Annotated in this window: 22 protein-coding genes; 15 read left to right on the top strand and 7 right to left on the bottom strand. The window is 61.9% G+C overall.

Annotated features, from left to right (window positions below; translation table 11 throughout):
* From cyoB to ABVN19_RS18345, 5 genes are all read left to right on the top strand, one after another.
* Window positions 1-2019, top strand: a complete 2019-nt coding sequence (gene cyoB, locus ABVN19_RS18365) for a cytochrome o ubiquinol oxidase subunit I (protein WP_028942724.1) — start codon at window positions 1-3, stop codon at window positions 2017-2019.
* 3 nt (window positions 2020-2022) lie between these two features.
* Window positions 2023-2652 (top strand): cytochrome o ubiquinol oxidase subunit III, encoded by a 630-nt coding sequence (cyoC, locus tag ABVN19_RS18360; protein ID WP_028942725.1) that lies wholly within the window; start codon window positions 2023-2025, stop codon window positions 2650-2652.
* Entirely contained in the window at window positions 2653-2985 is a 333-nt protein-coding gene (gene cyoD, locus ABVN19_RS18355) for a cytochrome o ubiquinol oxidase subunit IV (protein ID WP_105641615.1), read from the top strand.
* A gap of 11 nt (window positions 2986-2996) precedes the next feature.
* Window positions 2997-3884: a heme o synthase gene (gene cyoE, locus ABVN19_RS18350; protein WP_028942727.1), complete on the top strand. Its 888-nt coding sequence runs from the start codon at window positions 2997-2999 to the stop codon at window positions 3882-3884.
* 137 nt (window positions 3885-4021) lie between these two features.
* The gene (locus ABVN19_RS18345; RefSeq protein WP_028942728.1) at window positions 4022-5152 is read left to right on the top strand and encodes a hypothetical protein; all 1131 of its coding nucleotides are present in this window, start codon (window positions 4022-4024) and stop codon (window positions 5150-5152) included.
* An 8-nt stretch (window positions 5153-5160) separates the two neighbouring features.
* On the opposite strand, the gene ABVN19_RS18340 is transcribed toward ABVN19_RS18345, so the two are convergent.
* Window positions 5161-7350: a TonB-dependent siderophore receptor gene (locus tag ABVN19_RS18340; protein ID WP_353632763.1), complete on the bottom strand. Its 2190-nt coding sequence runs from the start codon at window positions 7348-7350 to the stop codon at window positions 5161-5163.
* Window positions 7351-7560: 210 nt separating this feature from the next.
* Between ABVN19_RS18340 and alaC the strand changes: the two genes are divergently transcribed.
* The 4 genes from alaC (at window position 7561) to ABVN19_RS18320 (ending at window position 10510) form a co-directional block, all read left to right on the top strand.
* Entirely contained in the window at window positions 7561-8760 is a 1200-nt protein-coding gene (gene alaC, locus ABVN19_RS18335; protein ID WP_028942730.1) for an alanine transaminase, read from the top strand.
* 195 nt (window positions 8761-8955) lie between these two features.
* A complete protein-coding gene (locus tag ABVN19_RS18330; RefSeq protein WP_028942731.1) occupies window positions 8956-9327 on the top strand; it encodes a YkgJ family cysteine cluster protein in 372 nt (123 codons plus the stop codon).
* Between the two features lie 65 nt (window positions 9328-9392).
* Window positions 9393-9953, top strand: coding sequence for a GNAT family protein (locus ABVN19_RS18325; protein ID WP_028942732.1), 561 nt, complete (start codon window positions 9393-9395; stop codon window positions 9951-9953).
* Window positions 9954-9955: 2 nt separating this feature from the next.
* The gene (locus ABVN19_RS18320) at window positions 9956-10510 is read left to right on the top strand and encodes a hypothetical protein (protein ID WP_028942733.1); all 555 of its coding nucleotides are present in this window, start codon (window positions 9956-9958) and stop codon (window positions 10508-10510) included.
* On the opposite strand, the gene ABVN19_RS18315 is transcribed toward ABVN19_RS18320, so the two are convergent.
* Window positions 10507-10986, bottom strand: a complete 480-nt coding sequence (locus tag ABVN19_RS18315) for a DMT family transporter (RefSeq protein ID WP_028942734.1) — start codon at window positions 10984-10986, stop codon at window positions 10507-10509. The genes ABVN19_RS18320 and ABVN19_RS18315 overlap by 4 nt on opposite strands.
* Before the next feature lie 89 nt (window positions 10987-11075).
* Between ABVN19_RS18315 and ABVN19_RS18310 the strand changes: the two genes are divergently transcribed.
* Entirely contained in the window at window positions 11076-11996 is a 921-nt protein-coding gene (locus ABVN19_RS18310) for a LysR family transcriptional regulator (RefSeq protein WP_051270475.1), read from the top strand.
* A gap of 97 nt (window positions 11997-12093) precedes the next feature.
* On the top strand, window positions 12094-12462 hold the full coding sequence (locus ABVN19_RS18305) for a lysozyme inhibitor LprI family protein (RefSeq protein ID WP_105641249.1): 369 nt from the start codon (window positions 12094-12096) through the stop codon (window positions 12460-12462).
* 11 nt (window positions 12463-12473) lie between these two features.
* On the opposite strand, the gene mnmH is transcribed toward ABVN19_RS18305, so the two are convergent.
* On the bottom strand, window positions 12474-13577 hold the full coding sequence (gene mnmH, locus ABVN19_RS18300; protein ID WP_028942736.1) for a tRNA 2-selenouridine(34) synthase MnmH: 1104 nt from the start codon (window positions 13575-13577) through the stop codon (window positions 12474-12476).
* Window positions 13577-14611, bottom strand: coding sequence for a selenide, water dikinase SelD (gene selD, locus ABVN19_RS18295; protein ID WP_028942737.1), 1035 nt, complete (start codon window positions 14609-14611; stop codon window positions 13577-13579). Before selD ends, mnmH begins: the two co-directional genes overlap by 1 nt.
* A gap of 122 nt (window positions 14612-14733) precedes the next feature.
* Between selD and ABVN19_RS18290 the strand changes: the two genes are divergently transcribed.
* Genes ABVN19_RS18290 through phnE form a run of 4 tightly spaced genes read left to right on the top strand, consistent with a single transcriptional unit; the run spans window position 14734 to window position 17967 of the window.
* Window positions 14734-15588, top strand: a complete 855-nt coding sequence (locus ABVN19_RS18290) for a putative selenate ABC transporter substrate-binding protein (RefSeq protein ID WP_028942738.1) — start codon at window positions 14734-14736, stop codon at window positions 15586-15588.
* Window positions 15585-16379 (top strand): ATP-binding cassette domain-containing protein, encoded by a 795-nt coding sequence (locus tag ABVN19_RS18285; protein WP_028942739.1) that lies wholly within the window; start codon window positions 15585-15587, stop codon window positions 16377-16379. Before ABVN19_RS18290 ends, ABVN19_RS18285 begins: the two co-directional genes overlap by 4 nt.
* The gene (locus tag ABVN19_RS18280) at window positions 16373-17203 is read left to right on the top strand and encodes an ABC transporter permease subunit (RefSeq protein WP_028942740.1); all 831 of its coding nucleotides are present in this window, start codon (window positions 16373-16375) and stop codon (window positions 17201-17203) included. The genes ABVN19_RS18285 and ABVN19_RS18280 overlap by 7 nt, the downstream gene beginning before the upstream one ends.
* On the top strand, window positions 17200-17967 hold the full coding sequence (gene phnE, locus ABVN19_RS18275) for a phosphonate ABC transporter, permease protein PhnE (RefSeq protein ID WP_028942741.1): 768 nt from the start codon (window positions 17200-17202) through the stop codon (window positions 17965-17967). Before ABVN19_RS18280 ends, phnE begins: the two co-directional genes overlap by 4 nt.
* A gap of 23 nt (window positions 17968-17990) precedes the next feature.
* Here phnE and ABVN19_RS18270 read toward each other — a convergent pair whose 3' ends face one another.
* From ABVN19_RS18270 to ABVN19_RS18260, 3 genes are all read right to left on the bottom strand, one after another.
* On the bottom strand, window positions 17991-18656 hold the full coding sequence (locus tag ABVN19_RS18270; protein ID WP_105641248.1) for a hypothetical protein: 666 nt from the start codon (window positions 18654-18656) through the stop codon (window positions 17991-17993).
* A gap of 145 nt (window positions 18657-18801) precedes the next feature.
* Window positions 18802-21345, bottom strand: coding sequence for a TonB-dependent receptor (locus ABVN19_RS18265; protein ID WP_028942743.1), 2544 nt, complete (start codon window positions 21343-21345; stop codon window positions 18802-18804).
* A gap of 112 nt (window positions 21346-21457) precedes the next feature.
* Entirely contained in the window at window positions 21458-22450 is a 993-nt protein-coding gene (locus ABVN19_RS18260) for a FecR family protein (protein WP_105641247.1), read from the bottom strand.

Raw genomic sequence — 22450 nt, 5'->3', positions numbered from 1 at the left:
ATGTTCGGTAAACTAAGTCTGGAGTCGATTCCGTATCACGAGCCGATAGTCATGGTGACGATTGCCATGATTGCGCTCGGCGGTCTCGCGCTCGTTGGTGCTATCACCTATTTCCGCAAGTGGACCTACTTGTGGACCGAGTGGCTGACTTCGGTCGACCACAAAAAGATCGGGGTGATGTACATCATCGTCGCGATGGTCATGCTGCTGCGCGGCTTTGCCGACGCCATCATGATGCGCTCGCAACTGGCCATGGCCACTGCCGGCTCCGAAGGCTACCTGCCGCCTGAACACTATGACCAGATCTTCACCGCCCACGGTGTGATCATGATCATCTTCATGGCGATGCCATTCTTCACCGGCCTGATGAACCTGGCGCTGCCTCTGCAGATCGGCGCACGTGACGTTGCCTTCCCATTCCTGAACTCCCTGAGCTTCTGGCTGCTGGTGTCCGGCGTTGCGCTGGTCAACATCTCCCTGGGCGTTGGTGAATTCGCCAAGACCGGCTGGGTGGCCTATCCGCCACTGGCAGGTATCCAGTACAGCCCTGGGGTCGGTGTCGACTACTACATCTGGGCGCTACAGATATCCGGTCTGGGTACAACACTGACAGGCGTCAACTTCCTTGCCACCGTGCTGAAAATGCGCGCCCCTGGCATGAAGCTGATGGACATGCCGATCTTCACCTGGACCTGCACCTGGGCAAACGTCCTGATCGTGGCTTCGTTCCCGATCCTGACCGCTACCCTGGCACTGCTGACGCTTGACCGTTACATGGATTTCCACATTTTCACCAACGAACTTGGTGGCAATCCGATGATGTACGTCAACCTGTTCTGGGCTTGGGGTCACCCTGAGGTCTACATTCTGATCCTGCCGGCCTTCGGTGTGTTCTCGGAAGTTACCTCGACCTTCACCGGCAAACGCCTGTTCGGCCACAAGTCGATGATCTACGCCTCGGGCGCGATCGCGGTACTGGGCTTTGCGGTATGGCTGCACCACTTCTTCACCATGGGTTCGGGCGCAAGCGTCAACACCTTCTTCGGGTTGGCAACCATGCTGATTTCGATCCCGACCGGTGTGAAGTTGTTCAACTGGCTGTTCACGATCTACCAGGGCCGTCTGCGCTTCACCGCGCCGATCATGTGGACCCTGGGCTTCATGGTTACCTTCTCGATCGGTGGTATGACCGGCGTTCTGCTGGCTGTTCCAGGTGCTGACTTCGTTCTGCACAACAGCCTGTTCGTAATCGCCCACTTCCACAACGTGATCATCGGCGGTGCGGTGTTCGGCTACATCGCCGGCTTCGCCTTCTGGTTCCCGAAAGCCTTCGGTTTCACCCTGAACGAGAAGTGGGGCAAAGCTGCCTTCTGGTTCTGGATCTCCGGTTTCTACGTGGCTTTCATGCCGCTGTACGCACTGGGCTTCATGGGTATGACCCGTCGTCTGAACCACTCCGACAACCCTGCCTGGGAACCGTACCTGTACGTTGCCATGGTTGGTGCTGTGCTGATCCTGTTCGGTATCGCCTGCCAGCTGATCCAGCTGTACGTTTCGATCCGTGACCGCAAGGACAACATGGACGTGACCGGTGACCCATGGAACGGCCGTACCCTGGAATGGTCGACCTCGTCGCCACCTCCGTTCTACAACTTCGCCACCATGCCAGAGAAAGTCGGCCTGGACGCCTGGCACGAAGCCAAGGAAGCGGGTGTTGCCTACAAGGCTCCGGCCAAGTACGCACCGATCCACATGCCTAACAACACTGCCACCGGCGTGTACATGGGCGCACTGATCACCGTCTTCGGCTTTGCCTTCGTCTGGCACATCTGGTGGTTGGTCGCGGCCAGCCTGGTCGGCACCATCGCTGTCTTCGTTGCTCACGCTGCGCGTGACGACCAGGGCTACATGGTTCCTGCCGAGGAAGTGGCGCGCATCGAAGGTGAGCGCATGAAGGCCCTGGGCCTGGCTACCGGTTCTCCGGTTGGCGCACGTGTCGAATCGTTTGAACGGGTTTAATCAATGTCCAGTCATGTAATCAACGCTGATACTCATGCTCATGGTCACGACCATGGGCACGATGACCACCACCACGACTCGGGCCAGATGACCGTCTACGGTTTCTGGCTGTACCTGATGACCGACTGCATCCTGTTTGCGTCGCTCTTCGCAGCTTACGCGGTGCTGTCCGGCAACTTTGCCGGCGGCCCGTCGGGTCACGACATCTTCGAGCTGAACTTCGTACTGGCCGAGACCGCGCTGCTGCTGTTCTCCAGTATCACCTTCGGCTTCGCCATGCTGCAGATGTACAAAGGCAACAAGGGCGGCGTACTGGGCTGGTTGGCGGTGACCTTCCTGCTCGGTGCAGGCTTCATCGCGATGGAAATCTATGAGTTCCATCACCTGATCGCTGCGGGTTTCGGCCCACAGCGCAGCGGCTTCCTGTCGGGCTTCTTCGCCCTGGTCGGCACCCACGGTCTGCACGTGACCGCCGGTCTGATCTGGATGGCTGTGATGATGTACCAGATCAACAAGCACGGTATCACCGGTACCGCCAAGACCCGCATGAGCTGCCTGAGTCTGTTCTGGCACTTCCTGGACGTGGTCTGGATCTGCGTGTTCACCGTTGTGTATCTGCTGGGGGTTCTGTAAATGGCTAACGCACATAACAGCCACGCCGAGGGCAACCACGGTAGCGTGAAGTCCTACGCAATCGGCTTCATCCTGTCGGTGATCCTGACTGCCATTCCTTTCGGCCTGGTGATGTTCCCAAGCCTGCCGAAAGACATGACCGTGCTGATCGTGGTGGCTTTCGCCGCGATCCAGATCGTGGTGCACCTGTACTACTTCCTGCACCTGGACCGTTCGAAAGAGCAACGTGAAAACGTCAGCGCCTTCCTGTTCACGGCAATGGTCATTGCACTGTTGGTTGGCCTGTCGCTGTGGATCATGTTCAGCATCCACACCAGCATGATGGCGAAGTGAGGTAAAACGGCATGTCCATTAAGCACTTTATCCAAATCACCAAACCGGGGATCATTTTCGGTAACGTGCTTTCTGTGGCAGGCGGTTTTTTCCTTGCCGCGCAAGGGCATGTCGACTTCATGCTGTTCCTGGCCACGGTGATTGGCACTTCGCTGGTGGTGGCGTCCGGTTGCGTGTTCAACAACTGCATCGACCGTGACATCGACATCAAGATGGAGCGCACCAAGAACCGTGCAATGGTTCAGGGCCAGATCTCGCTGAAAGTCGCACTGGCCTACGCCACCCTGCTCGGGGTGGCCGGGCTTGGCCTGCTGTATGTGCAGGCCAATGCCCTGGCTGCGCTGTTCGGCCTGATCGGCTTCGTCATCTACGTGGGTTTCTACAGCCTGTACCTGAAGCGCAAATCGGTGCACGGCACCCTGGTTGGCAGCCTGTCCGGTGCCATGCCTCCGGTGATCGGCTATTGCGCCGTGAGCAACACCTTCGACCTGGCTGCATTGACCCTGCTGGTGATGTTCAGCCTCTGGCAGATGCCGCATTCCTATGCCATTGCGATCTTCCGCTTCAATGACTACCTGGCTGCCTCGATTCCGGTCCTGCCGGTCAAGCGTGGCATCCTGGTCGCCAAGAAGCACATCCTCTGGTACATCGTGGCATTCCTGGCGGCAACCCTGATGCTCACCATCGGTGGTTACGCCGGCATGAGCTACATGGCCGTCGCTGCCGCCATGGGCATGTACTGGTTGTACATGGCCTGGACCGGCTACAAGGCCGTGGATGACCGGCTCTGGGCGCGCAAGCTGTTCGTGTTCTCGATCTTCACTATCACTGCCCTGAGCGTGATGATGTCGCTGGATACCAAGGTGCCGACCGAGCTGCTGCTGACCTACGCGCACTGATCTCATTGCGGGTAATCAAGAACGCCCCGTGCTGCAAAGTACGGGGCGTTTTTGTTTGTGGCGGTATGGCTGCCCTCTGATCCCGACGGGGATTGCCGATTAGCGTGACCTTCCATTCAACTGTGAGGGTTCGCACCGTGAGTACCTTGACTGTCTATTTCTGCGGCACTGGTTCGCACCGCTTCGACACCGCCAACCCCAGTTTCTGGAACGGCGAGTTGGTATCCACACTGGCCAGCAATGAACAAGGCCGCGAGTTTGCCCAGTGGGTGGCTATCGACGGGCCGGGCAGCGGCAACCTGCAGGCCGATGAGCTGTTCGTCAAGACCGAGTTGTACGGCCCCACGGGCACGCTGTTTGGCAGTGGCTGGGAAGAGAACGTCGACCATGCCCTGCACATCATCAGGGGCCGCTGTGGCTGGCAGCGCAAGGCGCTGAGCCAGCAGCAGTACCAGCAGCTCAAGGCTGCGGGGATACCGATCGAAGAGGTAGGGGAGACCGGCTCCTGGTTCTGGCGAACCTACGACTTCGGCGAGCGCCTGCTGACACCCCAGCAACTGCAGGAACAGATCATCAAGACGTTTCGAGTGGGTGGTCCGATTCCCAGCCAGGTCAACATCGTCGGCTGGAGCCGGGGAGGCGTGAGTTGCCACATGCTGGCCAATGCCATGCTCGAGGACAGCGCGCTCGAACAAATCCCGGTCAACATCTTTGCTATCGATCCGGTGCCAGGGTTGCTGAATTTCCAGGCCCACCGGGTCCAGCTTGGGGAAAACGTCAAACAGTACGTGGGGTTTTATTCGCGCGACGAGCGCTCCAGGGGGTTCGATTGCGTGATACCCAAGACCCACCCCAGCACGCGCTGCCATCTCTATCCGCTGCCGGGGCGCCACGCGACCCTGGTGGGCAATGCATCGCTCGACGGTGCGAGCGAGGGTAATGCGCTAATGGAGCCCGGCCTGATCGTGCGTCACTTTGCCGAGGTCTGCCTGACGCGCTGGGGCGCCAAGCTGGATAAAAGGCTCAATCTCAGCGATAGCAAACTGCAGGCCTACCATCACGCGATGGCCAGGGATGACGACGAGTACCAGAACATGCGGGATTACTCCTACACCGTTCTGTACGCGTCCAGGGAGGGAGAGCGTTGTGTGTCACTGGGAGATGAGGGAACGGCATTTTCCAGGGTGACGGGGGCGATGTTCCAGCCTGACAGTGGCCTTGCCGCCCCTGTCAGGTGGGATTCAAACGCTTACAAGGCGATCCGCTGAAGCTTCACTCAGAAGTCATAGCGGGCGCTGACGCTCAGGTTGCGTGGGTCGCCGTAGTAGTACGAGTTGTAGAAGCCGACGTTGGTGAAGTACTTCTTGTCGAACAGGTTGTTCAGGTTGACTTGCCCGGAGAGGTTGTCGGTGAACTGGTACCTGGTCATCAGGTCTACCAGCCAGTAGGCCTCCTGGGTGTAGTCTTCCTGGCCGCGCACCGGGTTGCTCACCGATTGCCAGGACTTGCCCTGCCAGCGCGCGCCGCCACCGACGGTCATACGCTCCAGGGCTCCCGGCAACTTGTAGCTGGTGAACAGGCTGACCTGGTCTTCGGGCTCCCAGGTCGAGACCTTGTTGTCGTTCTCGTCGCGAATCACCTTGTGGGTGTAGCCGGCCTGCAGCTCCCAGCCGGGTGTCAGCTCACCGGAGATTTCTGCTTCATAGCCTTTGGATTTGGCCGTGATGGCCATGTAGGGGCTGAGCACCAGCGACGGCTGGCCGCTCAGGTCCAGTTCGGCGCGGTTGTCTTCATGGGTCTCGAAGTAGGCCAGGCTGGCATTGAGGCGACCCTCGAACCACTCGCCCTTGATACCCACCTCGTAGTTGTCACCTTCGTTCGGGTCCAGGGTCTTGCCGAAGCGGTCCTGGTTGGACTGCGGGTTGAAAATACTGGTGTAGCTGGCATACACGGCATAGTTGGGGTTGAGGTCATAGACCACGCCAACATACGGCACTGGCCGGCCGGATTCTCTCTGGTCATTGTCGCCTGAGCGGCTGAAGTTGGCGAAGCGGCTGCCCAGAATCAGTGCCAGGTCGTCAGTGGGTTTGAAGCGCGCGGTAATGTAGGTCGCGGTCTGGCGCGTGGTCTCGTCATTGGTGCCCCACTGGCTCCACTCGGGTTTTGGCACCTTGCCATTCCAGGCGTAGAAACTCTCGACGTTGCCGTTGTAGCTGGCGACGGGGGAGTAGCCCTTGCCGTCCCACTTGGCCTGCGAGTAGCTGGCCCCGACCACCAGCTCATGCTGGCGACCTAACAGTTCAAAAGGCCCGGTAGCGTAAAGTTCGGCAGTGTTGGTCTTGGTTTCACCGGTGTATTTACCCAGGTACATGCTGGTGCCCGCCCCGGTGTCAGGGTTGGGGTTGCCGCCGCTGACCGAGCCCAGTTCGGCGTCGTAGCCGTTGATCTTGTGGCTCAGTTCGAGCTTGCTGACCCAGCCGCCGGCGAAATTGTGTTCAAGGCTGGCGAACACGGTACGGGTGTACTGCTCCCAGCTGCTCCATTGGGTGCCGGGGTTGAACGAGCGCGACACCTTGTTGAGCTCGCCTTTGCTGTTGAACAGGGGAATGGCGGCCCAGCTGGAGCCTTCCGGATCGCTGTCCTGATAGTCGGCGCCGAAGGTCAACAGGGTGTCTGCATCCAGGTCCATTTCCAGGATTCCGTAGTAGACGTTGGTCTGGCGCTCGTAGTGGTCCTGGAATGAGTGCTTGTCCTGAAGGGCCGCGACGGCGCGACCGCGCACCGTACCGGATTCGTTGAGCGGGCCGGAAACGTCGACTTCGGAGCGATAGTTGTCCCAGGAGCCTGCGCTGCCGGTGACATGGCCACTGAACTCGGAGGTGGGTTTCTTACGGATAAAGTTCAGCGCTGCACCAGGGGCACCGGCGCCAGAGAGCAGCCCGTTGGCGCCCTTGATCACTTCGATGCGGTCGTAGATGGCGGTGTCGCTGAGGTTGTTGCCGGCGGCGTAGGCGCCGTCCTGTAAGGTCGGAATGCCGTCGTACTGGTAGTTCTGGATCGGGTACCCGCGGGAATAGTAGGTGGACCGCTCGCTGTCCAGCGTCGAGACCGTGATGCCAGGAGTATGGCGCATCACGTCGTCGATGGCGTTGAGGTTGAAGTCGTCCATGAACTGGCGGGTTACCACAGAGATCGACTGAGGGGTTTCCTTGGGCGTAAGCACCAGCCGCGTCGCGGTGGCGATGGTGCCGGGTGTGTAGGAGCCGCTGCCTTCGGTGATGGTGCCCAACTGGTTGCTGGTGACCTCGGTGGTACCCAGTTCCAGCACTTGCGGAGCGTGCTCGGGAGCGGCCGGTTTGTCTGGCTCGGCGGCCTGCAGGCCGGCGCTGGCGGCGCACAGGGCCAGGGCGAGGAGGCTTGGGGTGCCGGGCGAGCGGGGGCGGGGCGGGGTGGACAACGTTGGCATTGCAGCTCCTGTCGGTAAACAAAATCTTAATATTATTGTTAATGGTTATCATTAGTTTGACAGAGCACTTACCTGGAGAGAAGTTGCTGCATTCAAATTTGTCCTCGCTCGCTGGACAGCCGCCCCACCCAGGCTCTATTGTTCGCTCCGGCCACCGCAGTGGCCAACGTCGCTCGGACGGTTCCGGGCGCTTACGTCTTCGAGGAAGCCATGGCTGACCAAGGTTCGCCGCGCCGCTTTGCGCGCATTGATCGTCTCCCCCCCTACGTCTTCAACATCACCGCCGAACTCAAGATGGCCGCACGCCGTCGTGGCGAGGACATCATCGACCTGAGCATGGGCAACCCCGACGGGGCCACGCCGCCGCACATCGTTGAAAAGCTGGTGCAAGTCGCCCAGCGTGAAGACACCCACGGCTACTCGACCTCCCGCGGTATTCCACGCCTGCGCCGGGCGATTTCGCGCTGGTACAAGGATCGCTACGAGGTCGAGATCGACCCGGAAAGCGAAGCCATCGTCACCATCGGCTCCAAGGAAGGCCTGGCGCACCTGATGCTCGCCACCCTGGACCATGGCGACACGGTGCTGGTGCCCAATCCCAGCTACCCGATTCATATCTACGGCGCAGTGATTGCCGGGGCCCAGGTGCGTTCGGTGCCGTTGGTACCGGGTGTGGATTTCTTCAATGAACTGGAGCGGGCGATCCGCGAGTCGATCCCCAAGCCGAAGATGATGATCCTGGGCTTCCCTTCCAACCCGACCGCGCAGTGCGTGGAACTGGACTTCTTCGAGCGGGTGGTGGCCCTGGCCAAGCAGTACGATGTGCTGGTGATCCACGACCTGGCCTATGCCGACATCGTCTACGACGGCTGGAAGGCGCCTTCGATCATGCAGGTGCCGGGCGCCAAGGACATCGCGGTGGAGTTCTTCACCTTGTCCAAGAGTTACAACATGGCTGGCTGGCGTATCGGCTTCATGGTTGGCAACCCTGAACTGGTCAGCGCCCTGGCGCGGATCAAGAGCTACCACGACTACGGCACCTTCACCCCGCTGCAGGTGGCTGCCATTGCCGCCCTCGAAGGCGACCAGCAGTGTGTGCGCGATATCGCCGAGCAGTACCGCCAGCGTCGCAACGTGCTGGTCAAGGGCTTGCACGAGCTGGGCTGGATGGTCGAGAACCCCAAGGCGTCCATGTATGTCTGGGCGAAGATCCCCGAGCAGTATGCCCACCTGGGCTCGCTGGAGTTTTCCAAGAAACTGCTGGCCGAAGCCAAGGTCTGTGTGTCGCCGGGCATCGGCTTTGGTGACTACGGTGACGATCACGTGCGCTTTGCCCTGATCGAGAACCAGGACCGTATCCGCCAGGCGGTGCGGGGTATTCGGCAGATGTTCCGCAAACAGCAGTCGTAAAAAATCGCGGGGCAAGCCCGCTCCCACAAGGCGTGTGGGAACGGGCTTGCCCCGCGATCCGTTCAACCGGCTTCAACCGCCTGTCAGAAGCCAATTATTTCTGCTTAACCCCCCTTCTCAAAGCGTTGCCGAAGCATAGAATGGCGGCGGGTTTCCTCCCAATAACGATAATCTGCCCCCCGTCTTTTTCTCATCATGTCCGATAATCCTTGCTTGAACTGCGGCGCCTGCTGCGGGTATTTCCGTGTGTCTTTCTTCTGGGGCGAGTGTGAGTCGGCAGGTGGTGTGGTGCCCGACGACCTGGTGGTCCAGATCAACCCCACCCGTGTGGCGATGATCGGTACCGACAGCAAACCCTGCCGCTGTATCGGCCTTGAAGGCGAAATTGGTAAAGGGGTGAGTTGCTCCCTTTACGAGAAGCGCTCCACGCCTTGCCGTGAGTTCGAGGCTGCCTGGGTCGATGGCAATGCCAACCCCAGTTGCGATGCGGCACGTGCGGCCTATGGCCTGCCGCCGCTGGAAGCCAACGAACCGATCTGGCCGGATGAAGGGGCCGAGGTCGCCTGAGGGGCGTATCACATTAAGGGTGAGGTAGACTGTGCGGCTTTTCGGCAAGAACAGGAGTTCTACCCGTGTCGCACCCCTATGCCTTTGCTCAGGACCTCAGCCTGCTGACTCCGCGTTTGCAGTTGCGCCCCATGGGCAGCGACGATGCCGCGGCCTGGTTTGCGATCATGGCCGATCCGCAGGTCATGCGGTTCTGGAATCACGCCCCCTGGCGTGAGCTGGCCGAAGCCCAGGCGGCCTTGGCTGTCGATCGCCAGGCTTATGCCGAGGGGCAATTGTTCAAGCTCGGGATTTACCGTCGTGACAGCGACGAGCTGATAGGTATGTGTCAGTGCTATCACATTGAAGCCGAGTCGCGCCGTGGCGAAATCGGCTACTGCCTGGCCAGTAATGCCCAGGGCCAGGGCTTCATGGGCGAGGCGCTGGAGCACTTCGTCCGGTACCTGGGGCAGGGCTTGAACATGCGCCGCCTCGAGGCCGAGATCGATCCGCGCAACCAGGCTTCGGCCCGCACCCTTGAACGGTTGGGCTTTGTGCTGGAAGGCACCCTGCGTGAACGCTGGTGCGTGGGCGGGGAGTTGTCCGATTCGGGGCTCTACGGGCTGTTGCTTGAGCGGACGGTGTGATGATTGCACGCCGCTACATCTCGATCACGCTGCTGCTGTTTTTGGCTTGCCTGAGCTTCAACGCCCTGTACCTCAGTGGCGGGGGTCGCTTGCATGCGTTGCAAGCGTTGTTGTACGGCCCTTGGGGCATCGTGTTCGGTATGTATGGCTGGTTCGCCAACCCGCTGCTGGGGTTGGCAATCCTGTTGCACCGGCGCTGGCGCTGGTTTTCGTTGCTGCTTGGGCTCTGCGCTCTGGGGCTGGGCTTAAGCAGTCTTGGCATCGAGCGGGTACCAGACAACCGCAGTTATGACTTCCTGAACCTTGAGCATTTCGCTCCAGGCTTCTATTTGTGGCTGTTGTCGATCCTCGGGTTTTGCCTGGGGCAGGCCTGGTGGTGTCAAAAGGCGCGTCAAGGCCTGGCGGTACCTGGCTGGCACTGGCCGGACGCTGCCCTGGCGGTGGTGCTTGGGCTGGTGGTCCATTTCGCCCTACAGGCGCCCAGCCTCAGGTTCGAAATCGACCGGGCGCTGGCGCCGCCACCCTATGTTCAACCCTCGACCCCCAACGCCATCTAGCGGGACGTCGAGGTCCCCCACTGCACCACCAGCATGCCCACCACGATCAGGCCGACACCTGCCAGGCGCAGGCCGTTCACCGGCCGCTCCGGCAGGCCCATCAGCCCCCACTGATCGATCAGCAACGAAGACAATACCTGGCCTGCGATCACGCAGACGATAAAGCCTGCAGCGCCCAGGCGCGGCGTCAGTACCAGCGCGGCGGTGATGTAGGCCACACCGGCCACGCCGCCCAGCCATGCCCACCACGGCGCCTGGGCCAGCGCGCCGACCTGCGGCAGGGGGGCACGTAGCACCAATAATGCCGGGATCACCATCAACACACTGACCCCAAGCGACACCAGCGACGCCCACAAGGGGTGCCCCAGCAGGCGGCCCAGTGCTGCGTTACTGCCCGCCTGAAACGGCACGGCGGCACCCGCCAGCAAGGCAATGACCAGGGGGAGCAAGGCAGCAGGGGCGAAAGACAGGTTCATGGCAAGACTCCTTGTTGGTGGCTTGGTAAAGTCTTCGGTATTCGCTTTGGTAATGGAAATTCAAATGCTGCACAGGAGCTATTCGCCTGATGGATGATCTGCGCCGTATTGATTTGAACCTGCTGCTGACCCTGCATGCCCTGCTGGTTGAACAGCATGTGTCGAGGGCCGCTATTCGCCTGCACCGCAGCCAGCCGGCGGTCAGCCATGCGCTGGCGCAATTGCGTGAATTGTTCGGCGACCCGTTGCTGGTGCGTCGGGGTGGACGATTGCAGGCCACGGCCCGCGCCCAGGCACTGATCGAGCCTTTGCAGCAGGCGCTGGCGCAGCTCGACGGGTTGATCGCCAGCCCAGGTTTCGACCCGGGCAAGGCACGGCGAACCTTTCGCCTGGCGATGTCGGACTATGGGGCCCGGGTGGTGTTGCCGGGGCTGATGAAAGTGCTCAGGCAAGAGGCTCCGGGGATCGACCTGGTGGTCATCCAGGGCAGTCGGGAAGCGATGCTGGGGCATTTGTTCGATGGCGAGGCGGACCTTGCGCTGGGTGTGTTCCCGCAATTGTCGGCCGAGCTTCGGGTCGAGACCTTGTTCGAGGAACGTTTCACCTGTGTAGCTGACCGCAGCGTATTGCCTGCGCGTGGCGGCCTGGGGCTGGAGGACTGGCTGGCGCGGCCGCATGTGCTGGTGGCGGTACGTCCAGGCATCGACAACGAGATCGACCTGGCCCTGGAGGGCATCGGCGCCCGCCGCCGGGTTGCCTTGGCGCTTCCGCATTGGGCGGCTGCCCAGGAAGTGGTCGCCGGCACCGACCTGATTCTCACGGTGGCGCGGCGTAGCCTGGACAGCGGCAAGCTGGACCCGCGCCTGCGCCGCTTCGAGCCGCCGTTGCCGATCAAGGCATTCGCCTTCCAGCAGGCCTGGCATCAACGCCGGAACGGCGATGCCGCCCACCAATGGCTGCGCCAAGCCTGTAGGAGCGGCGGTGCGACGTCTCGACTTGCCCCGCGATAGTGACTTTGCAGGCACACCGCATCGCGGGGCATGCCCGCTCCTGCAGGGGGAATTCGGTTATTGTGGCGGGCCCATTCGTTTACAAGGAGTTCACCTGATGAAGCCTCTGCTGGCCATCGCCCTGCTCAGCGTCATAGCGCCTTTGGCCACTGCCAACGACGCCTTCAGCCAATGCATGAGCAGCGCCCAGACAACCCTGGCCATGAATGACTGCAACGGCGCCGAGATCAAGCGTCAGGACACCCGCCTGAACGCCGCCTACAAAGCCGCGATGGCGGGTCTTGAAGCAGAGCAGCAAGGCAAGCTGCGTGAGGCCCAGCGGCAATGGATCAAGTACCGTGACGCCAATTGCGGCCTGTACTTCAGCCTTACCGGCGGCACCATCGATCAGCTCAATGGCGCAGGCTGTGTGCTGAACATGACCAAGGCCCGGGCAGACGAATTGCAGAACCTGCGCGAGCCTTGAGGGCGGGTTAATCAGCGACGGGCGGCGCGGGCACGCAGGTACTCGCGCACCTCGGTGTGGTTGCCGGAGAACTCGATGCGTCCGGCCTTGCTGTCGCGGTGGTAGGCGTACATCGGGTCGTAGTACTCGCTGAGCAGCCCGCTGATCCAGGCACGGTGCAAGGCCACGTCGCCGTTGCGCTGCTGCTCGTCGAGCGCCTGTTGCAGCAATGCCGACAGGCGCTGATAACGCTCGCCGCCCAGGCGCTTGAGGATGTTGTTCATGCTCTGGTTCAGGCGTTCGGCAAACAGCGGGAAGCCTTGCTCGTCACCGTGCAGGGCCACGAACTCGGCGCACAGGTTGATCACGTAGTCGCCCAGAATCCGCTCGACGCGGTTGTCGAAACTGTCTTCCAGCCACACCAGTGGGTACTGCTGCATGCCCTGATACAGCTCAAGAGGCAGTGAACAACTGCCGACGATGCGACCTTCGTCCTCAAGCACGAACTGCTCGATGCCCCGGGCGCGTTTTTTCAGCACGTCGATGGCCAGGCGGTTTTCGAAGTCGATCTGCGCGGGTTGCGCGGTAGCACGTTTACCGAAGCTGGAACCACGGTGGTTGGCATGGCCCTCCAGGTCGATGGCGTTGTCCAGCAGTTGCAGTACTTCAGTCTTGCCGGTGCCGGTCAGGCCGCCGATCAGCACGAAGTCGCATTCGGCCACGGCGCCCTGGGTGGTCTCGAACAGGAAGTTACGCATGGCCTTGTAGCCGCCAACTACCTTGGGGTAGGCGATGCCGGCTTCTTCCTTGAGCCATTGCTGGGCAATCTGCGAGCGCAGGCCGCCACGAAAACAGTAGAGGTAACCGTGCGGGTTGGCCCGGGCGAACGCGGCCCAGGCGGCAATGCGTTCGTCCTTTAGCTGGCCGTCGACCAGTTGATGGCCAAGGGTAATCGCGGCTTGCTGGCCGTGCTGCTTGTAGCAGGTGCCGACCTTCTGCCGCTCCAGGTCGTTCATCAGCGGCAGGTTGATCACATTGGGGAACGCGCCCTTGCCGAATTCGACCGGGGCGCGCATGTCCATCATCGCTACATCGTTCAAAAACAGTTGGCGGTAGTCGGTGGTGTTGTCACGCATTACAGCACCTCAACTGCATGGCTCTGTCGCTCGACCAACTCGCCGATCGGGGCCAGGTTCAGGCCCAGTTCGGTGGCGACGGCAAGGAACTCGGCTTCACCTTCAGGCGTTACCGCCACCAGCAGGCCACCGCTGGTTTGCGGGTCGCACAGCAGGTGCTTCTGATCATCGCTCAGGGGCGCGATCTTCTCGCCGTAGCTGTCGAAGTTGCGCAAGGTGCCGCCAGGTACACAACCTTCGGCCAGGTAGTGCTCGACGCTCGGCAGGCGCGGCACGGTGCTGTAGGTCAGGCGCGCGCTCAAGCCGCTGCCGTCGGCCAGTTCCACCAGGTGACCGAGCAGGCCAAAGCCGGTGACGTCGGTCATGGCCTTGACACCATCGAGCTTGCCGAAGCGGCTGCCGGGGGTATTGAGGGTGCACATCCAGTCGCGAGCCAGGCCCTTGTCCTGATCGCGCAGCTTGGCTTTTTTCTCGGCGGTGGTGAGGATGCCGATGCCCAGCGGCTTGGTCAGGTACAGGCGGCAACCCACGGTGGCGGTGTCGTTGCGCTTCATGTGGCGCTTTTGCACGACGCCGGTCACGGCCAGGCCGAAGATCGGCTCGGGGGCATCGATGGAGTGTCCGCCGGCCAGGGGAATACCCGCTTCGGCGCACACGGCGCGACCGCCACGAATCACTTCGCGGGCGACTTCCGGGGCCAGTACATTGATCGGCCAGCCAAGAATGGCGATGGCCATCAGCGGGTCGCCACCCATGGCGTAGATGTCGCTGATGGCATTGGTGGCGGCGATGCGACCAAAGTCATAGGGGTCGTCGACAATGGGCATGAAGAAATCGGTGGTCGAAACTACACCGCGCTCTTCGTCCAGCGCGTAGACTGCCGCGTCGTCGCGCGAGGCGTTGCCCACCCAGAGGTTCGGGTCCAGCGCCTGGGTACCGCTTTCGGCAAGAATCACTTCCAGCATCTTCGGAGAGATCTTGCAGCCACAACCGGCACCATGGCTGTACTGGGTCAGACGAATCGGCTCGCTCATACGCACCTCGAAAAATCGTGAGGGCCGATTGTAGCAAAGCTGGTCTTTGCGCCGATGACTCTTATAATTCCGGAGCTGGCCTGATGCCGGCTCATTCCCCGCTATTGAACCGGAGAACCCCCATGCTCAAACGTCCCCTGGCGCTGTTCGCCGGCCTCGTGCTGTCTTGCACGTCCTATCTGGCCCAGGCAGCCGACACCCTGCGTGTCAGTGCCATCCCTGATGAAGCCCCCACTGAACTGCTGCGCAAGTTCAAGCCGCTGGGCGAATACCTGGAACAGCAACTGGGCATGAAGGTGCAGTTCGTACCGGTGGCCGACTATCCGGCCGTGGTCGAGGCGCTGGCGACCGACCGTCTGGACATGGCCTGGCTGGGCGGCTTCACCTTCGTCCAGGTTCACCTGAAGAGCCCGACCGCGACCCCGCTGGTACAGCGTGAGCAAGATGCGAAGTTCACCAGCAAGTTCATCACCGCCAACCCCGACATCAAGAGCCTGGCGGATCTCAAGGGCAAGACCTTTGCCTTCGGTTCGATCTCGTCGACCTCCGGCAGCCTGATGCCGCGCTACTTCATGCTCAAGGACGACAACATCAAGCCTGAAAGCTACTTCAGCCGCGTTGCCTATTCCGGTGCCCACGATGCCACTGCCGCCTGGGTGCAGGCGGGCAAAGTCGATGCCGGTGTGCTCAACGCCAGCGTCTGGGACAAACTGGTCGCCTCGGGCAAGGTCGATACCAACAAGGTCAAGGTGTTCGCCACCACCCCGAGCTACTACGACTACAACTGGACCGTGCGCGGCAGCCTCGACCCAGCCCTGAAAGAGAAGATCAAGCAAGCCTTCCTCGCCCTCGATCCTGCCAAGGCGCAAGACAAGGCGATCCTCGACCTGCAGGCGGCCAGCCGTTTCATTGAAACCAGCCCGGACAACTACAAGGGCATCGAGGAGGCTGCTCGCGCTGCTGAGCTGCTCAAGTGACCATTGCGCTTAAAAGCGCCAGCCTGCGCCATGGCCAGGTCCAGGCGCTGAATGAAATCGACGTGCAGATCGGCACCGGCGAGCGGGTGGCGATCATCGGCCCGTCGGGTGCCGGCAAATCCAGTTTGTTGCAGTTGCTGGCCAGCGCCATCGCACCCAGTACCGGCAACGTCGAACTGCTCGGCGAGGCGCCCTGGCGGTTGTCGGCCTCGGCTCGCCAGCGCCTGCGCGCGCGTATCGCCCTGGTACACCAGGCGCCGCCGTTGCCCCCGCGCCAACGGGTGGTGACAGCGGTACTGGCAGGGCGGTTGGGGCAGTGGAGCACACTGCGTGGCTTGCTCAACCTGCTGCACCCCTCGGACATTCCCGGGGTGCGCGAGGTGCTGAGCAGCCTTGGCATGGCCGACAAGATCTTCGCCCAATGCGGGCAGCTCTCCGGAGGGCAGCTACAGCGGGTCGGCATCGCCCGGGCGCTGTACCAGCAGCCGGAACTGCTGCTGGCGGACGAACCGGTGTCGGCCATGGACCCGGTACTGGCCGACCACAGCCTTAAAGTCCTCAACAGCCATGCGCAGTCTCGCAATGTGACCCTGGTGGCCAGCCTGCACGCCGTGGACCTGGCGCTGGCGCATTTTCCCCGGGTGATCGGCATCCGCGAAGGGCAGGTGGCATTTGACCGGCCTGCTGCCGAAGTCTCAAGCGAGATGCTCGATGCCTTGTACGCCAACGAGCACCTGGCCTCGCCGGTGTTGCCGCTACCGACCTTGAACCTGCAGATTCCACGATGCTGAAGGCCGCCGCCAATCGCGATCCGGCAGCGCTGCCACGGTTGCTGCTGACCCTGCTGGCGATTGCCGTGCTGTGGCCGGGTATCAACCTCAGCGAGCTCAATCCAGGCGTGTTGCTGCAGGCCGACAACCGTCGTGAGATGGGCAATTTTGTCAGCGCCTTCTGGCCGCCGGCCCACGATGCGGCATTTCTGGAACTGCTGCTGGAGGCCACGCTGCAGACCCTGGCAGTTGCCACGGCCGGCATGGCCCTGGCTTTGTTGCTGGCGATCCCGGCGAGTCTGCTGGCCAGTCGCGCGTTGTCGATGGGCGCCGCCTCCCGTGGCGGACGCCTGGGGTTCTGGTCCCGGACGGTGCGCCTGCCGGTGCGCGGTCTGCTGATCTTTTTGCGCAGCGTGCCGGAGATCGTCTGGGCGTTGCTGTTCGTCCGCGCGGTAGGCCTGGGCCCCACCGCCGGGGTGCTGGCCATCGCCATTACCTACAGCGGCATGCTCGGCAAGGTGTATGCGGAGATCTTCGAGTCGGTCAACCAACGCCCGGCCCATGCTCTGTTGCAGGCCGGCAGCAGCCGCTTGAGTGCGTTCTTCTACGGCATCCTGCCCGATGCGGCCGCGGAGCTGGTGTCGTACACGGTGTACCGCTGGGAATGCGCAATACGCGCTTCGGTGGTGATGGGCTTTGTGGGGGCGGGTGGCTTGGGCCAGCAGATCGACCTGTCGATGCGCATGTTTGCCGGCGCCGAGGTCGCGAGCATGCTGCTGGCGTTCCTGGTGCTGGTGTGGCTGGCTGATCAGCTCAGCCGATTGTTGCGCGGGAGGCTGGCATGAAACGGTTGATCAACGCCTCGCTGGTGCTCGCACTGGTGGCTGCAGTGCTGGCGTCGTTCGCCTACTTGAGCCTTGATCTGCAGGCTTTGTTTGGCAATGGCGGCCTGGGCCAGATGGGCGCCTATGCCGTACGATTTCTCAGCCCGGACCTGAGCTCGGAGCACCTGCGTGCGGTCGGCAAGGGCGCACTGGAGACCCTGGCCATGTCCGGCCTCGGCACCTTGCTCGCGGTGGTGCTGGGCATGCTGCTGGCCTTGCCGGCTGCGGGGCGCTTCGGCTGGCCGCTGCAGGGGGCTGCGCGTTTGCTGCTCAATGGCTTGCGGGCGATCCCCGAGCTGGTCTGGGCGGCGCTTACTGTACTGGCGGCTGGCCTTGGCCCGAATGCAGGCACCCTGGCACTGGCCTTGCACACCTCGGGCGTGCTGGGCCGGTTGTTTGCCGAAGCCCTGGAAAACGCCCCGCCCGAACCCGCCGCCGCCATCCGTTTGCAAGGTGGCAGCCAGGTGACTGCGTTCTGCTTTGGCACCTTGCCCAACCTCTGGCCGCAGTTGCTGGCCTACAGCCTGTACCGCTGGGAGAACAATATCCGCATGGCCAGTGTGCTGGGCTTCGTCGGGGCGGGCGGCCTGGGGCAGATGCTCTACACCACCCTGAGCCTGTTCCAGGAAGCCCAGGCCAGCACCGTGATCATCGCCATGCTGGTGCTGGTGTTGCTGGTGGATGCCTTGAGTGATCTGCTCCGGCAGCGCTTCGTCCGCGCGTAGGCCCGGGCGCACCGCGAAGTGTTCTAGCCGGGCTTCAAATCATGACAAGCCCATTCCAGGTAGCGAACCAGCCGTCCCTTATGCTGCCTGTACTCGCTGACCATCATCAGCAACATCACAAACAACAGCAGCGCAAGCAGAGCCAGTACCATCGCCAGGTCACCGTTCTGGAACTGCCATAAGCGCGTCAGCTTGGTTTTCTCCACCGCGAGGGCGGCCAGGAACGTCATCAGCCATACAAACAGCGTGTTCTGCATCAGGTTCAGCGGCTTGTACGGATGGCCTGAAATTTTTCCGAATTCAACCATGCGGGCGATCTGGTCCACGTCTGTACCGGTGCGTTTGAGTGCATCGAGAAAATGCGCGTAGTGCAGATAGCTGTCGCGTTGCAGGAAGGGTTGATCGGCGATGGCGTGGCGTTGGTAGTGGTCGAAAAAGTGCTGGCCGGCAAAATACTCCCGAGCAAGAAACAGCGCCCAGGTGTACAGGCCGGTGCAGGCCATCAGCGCGAAGGCCCCCCACGGATGACCGTACACCGAATCGGCCGCAAGGGGAATCAACCCGCCTAACAGCACCGCCGCCCAGGCAGGCAGCAAATGCAGGGCAAATGGATTGCTACAGATGGCGCGCCAGTATTTGGGTCTGCTGCTTTTGTAGAGCTGCAGCATTTCGCTCCATTGCTTGAACATCAAAACCTCGCGGTAAAGTGGCTTACTCAAGGTTAACGGCCGAAATCGCAATGCCTGTAGGACCGGGCTTGCCCCGCGATAGCGATCCATTCGACCCATCGCATCGCAGGGCAAGTCGCACCGCCGCTCCTGCAGCAAAGCCTGGTCAGAACGCGCCGCGCACTGTCAGCATGAAGTTGCGCGGTTCGCCGTAGTAGTTGCCGTACTCCGAGGTGCCCACCGTGGCGTAGTAACGACGGTCGAACAGGTTGTTGCCGTTGACGGCCACGGTCCAGTTTTCATCGACCTTGTACTCGACCATGGCATCGTAGACGGCATAGCCGCTCTGGGTGAAGTCGTAGGGCTTCTCGTTGATCACGTTGCCTGCGGCGTCGAAGTTGTAGGCCGTGCCTTTGACGTAGTTGCTGCTCTGGATGTTCACGCCACCCCCCATCCGCCAGGCCGACCAGTTGTCCGGCAGGGTGTAGACCGACCAGAGTTTGAACAGGTGCTTGGGCGTAATGCTGGTGTAGTCGCTTTCTTCGGTGCGGTTGTCCATCAGGTTCAACGTGTAGCCGGCGATCACCTCCAGCCCCGGAAGCACCTCGCCCGTGGCCTCAATGTCGATACCTTTGCTGATCACCTCGCCCTGGCCGATGAAACAGCATGAGCCGCTGTAGCTGAAGGGGGCCTGAGGGTAGGCCGGGTCTTGCATCGCTTCGTGTTCGCGCTTGGTATAGAACAGGGCGGTGGTCAGGTTCAGCGCGCCGCCGAACAGTTCACCCTTGACACCCGTCTCGTAGGTCTTGCCGGTCATGGCCTCGACCGCCGAGCTGTTGCCTACCGGGCCTTCGAGCTTCTGGGCCTGGGGCTTGAATACTTCGGCATAGCTGGCGTAGGCCGACCATTCATCGTTGAGGGCGTAGATCAGGCCACCGTAGGGCACCACCTTGGTCGGTTCGCGATGGTTGATCTCCGACTGGTAGGTCCACACGTCGTTGGCCTTGGTCTGGTAGGCCTGCTCGTATTTATAGCGCTGGGCGCGGGCACCGATGATCAGTTTCAGCGGGTCGCTGATCTGCAGGCGCAAGGTCGAGTACAGGCCATACTGCTCGCGGGTGTTGGGGCTGTAGTCGCGCCAGTAGTCATGATCGGAGGCGTCCGAGGTCAGTGGTGTCGACTGCGGGTCCCAGAGGTTGATCAGGCCGCCTTTGCCGACCATGCCCCGGGCCGCTCGCCAGCGGCTGGTGACCTTCTGGTAGTCGGCGCCCAGCAGCAGCTGATGCTCGCGGCCGAAGGCCTCGAACGTACCCGAGAGGTTGACGTCGAACACTGACTGCTTGCTCCACGACGAGACATAGCTGCCCCACCAGTACGGGCCGGTATTGGTGGTCTCGTCCACCGAGCCGTAGGGAATCACGCCTTCGGTGTCGGCATTGTCGTAAGAGTAGGTGTAGGAGGTGTTGAGTCTCCAGAACTCATTGAACTGATGGTCGATCTTGGCGAACAGTTCCTTGGCATAGCCGTCCATGTAGGCCTGGTTGGTGGTGTACCAGGTGTGGCGTGGCAGCTTGACGTCGCCACCGGTGCTGTAGCGCGGGAGGCCGTCGCCGGTGCCGTTCTCGTGGGTTTTTTCGTAACTGCCACCGACGGTGATCATCGTGGCGTCGGTCAGGTCTGCTTCGAGAATGCCGTAGATGAACGGCTTTTCGGTGCTGCGGTTATCCATGAAGTACTGGCGGTCGGTGTAGGCGGCGACCATGCGCCCGCGCAGCTTGCCGTCAAAGGCCAGCGGGCCGGTGACGTCGACCTCGCTGCGGTAATTGTCCCAGGAGCCTGCCGAGGTATTGAGCTTGAGCTGGTACTGATCCATCGGACGCTTGCGTACCATGTTGATGATGCCGCCCGGGTCACCGGTACCGCCCAGCAGGCCGGACGAGCCGCGCAGTACCTCGACGTGGTCGAACTCGGCCAGGTCGTAGATCTTGTCGCCGTAGAAGGTACCGATGCCCGAGCCGATGTCCATCGGCGCGGCGCCGTCGATCTGGATGTTGTCGATGCCAAAGCCGCGCGAGGCGAACTTGGGCAGGCGGAAGTTACCGTTTTTCACGGTAATACCAGGCGTGCGTTTCATGGCATCGGACAGGTTGGTCATGCGCAGGTCTTCGATGGCCTGCTGGCTGATCACCGAGATCGACTGCGGGGTGTCCTTGATGCTGATCGGGGTCTTGGAGCCGACGCTGGTCAAGCCGGTGGTGTAGGAGCCTGAGTTCTCGGTGGCCTCACCCATGCCTTGGCCCTGGATGGTGGTCGCGCCGAGTTCCAGCGCGGTGCCGATGGTGACGTGGGGCACCAGCAGGTAGCTGCCGTCGGCTTGTTGTTCGGCGCTGTAGCCACTGCCGGCAAGGACGTGGGCCAGGCCTTCGGCGACTCCATAGTGCCCCTGCAGGCCTGAACTGACCTTGCCAGCGGTGAGCCGGGCGTCGGTGGACAAGGCGATACCTGCCTGGCGACCGAACTGGCCGAGCACCTGGTCCAGGGGCCCGGCTGCGATGCTGAAGTTCGTCCCCGCTTGCTGTTGTACTTCGCCGGCCTGTGCCGCTGGCGTCACCAGACAACTCAAGCTCAACCCGCCGATCAAGGCCAGGCTTAGCCGGGAGGCACGGGTGATGGCGATGGCGCGGGCCAGCGGGTGGGGACGCAGGATCATGACAAGTTTCCGTGTTCAGAGGAGTGGGCCGCACGTAGAGGGCGGGATTTCCTCTAAGCCAAACGAGAATGAGAAACCTGCCGATTTATTTCATATATTTTTTGCTGCCGTTTCAGGCGCGTGTGGTCACCGTGATCCAGTACGGGGTGCGCCGTTGCAACTGCACCGGCAAGCTCTTTTCCAGCAGGGCAAAGATCTGTTCGATGTTGTTCAACGGGAAGGAGCCGGTCAGGTAGAGATTGGCGACGGCCGGGTCGCAGCGCAGTATCCCGACGTGATAGCGCGATAGCTCGGTAATGAAGTCGCCCAGGCGCATGCGCTGGGCGACGATAAACCCGTCGATCCAGGCCGTTGTGCTTTGATCGAGCGGATGGGGTGGGGCGACGCCGTACTGATCGATACGGGTTTGCTGGCCGCTCGGGATCAGTTGCTCGATACCGGCGGCAACAGGCCTGGCAGCGACCTGGCCGCTGCTGACAGCCACGAACGTACCACGGCCGGTGGGTTCGCTGCGCACGTTGAAACGGGTGCCCAGCGCTCGCAGCCGCGCTTCGGCGGTGTCCACAATCAAGGGACGATTGTCGTTGCGGCTCGCACTCAGAACATCCAGTTCGCCTTGATGCAGTATCAGCAGGCGCTGGCTGGCGCTGTAGCGCACATCCAGTGCCGTACGGGTGTTGAGCCAGACCTGCGTGCCATCGGCCAGGGTGTGGTGGCGGCGCTCGCCGGTGCCGGTGTGATAGTCAGCCAGCGCACCTTGCAGCCACAGGCTGTCACGCGACTCCCAGGCCGTGGCGCCGATCAGGCCGAAGCCAACGAAGGCCTTGAGCAATTGGCGGCGATTGGCATTCAGGGTGCGGGTTTGCTGCAGGGCGGTGCGGGCCACCGGGGTGCTCAATTGCCGGGCGCGTTGTTGCAACTGCAAGGGGATGCCCGCCAGGCGTTGCCAGGCACGCTCGTGATCAGGGGCGGCCTGGCGCCACAACTGCAGCTCGAGATGTTCGTCGGTCGTCATATCGCCCGATTGGGCCAGTGTGAACCAGGCAATCGCCTGGTCACGGACGGCGGGTGCAATCGGTGATTGATCGGGCCGGGGGAGTGACAT

Origin of the sequence: Pseudomonas vranovensis (assembly GCF_040438935.1) — a bacterium.
Lineage (GTDB): Bacteria > Pseudomonadota > Gammaproteobacteria > Pseudomonadales > Pseudomonadaceae > Aquipseudomonas > Aquipseudomonas vranovensis.
This window is presented reverse-complemented; position numbering and strand designations above follow the sequence as displayed.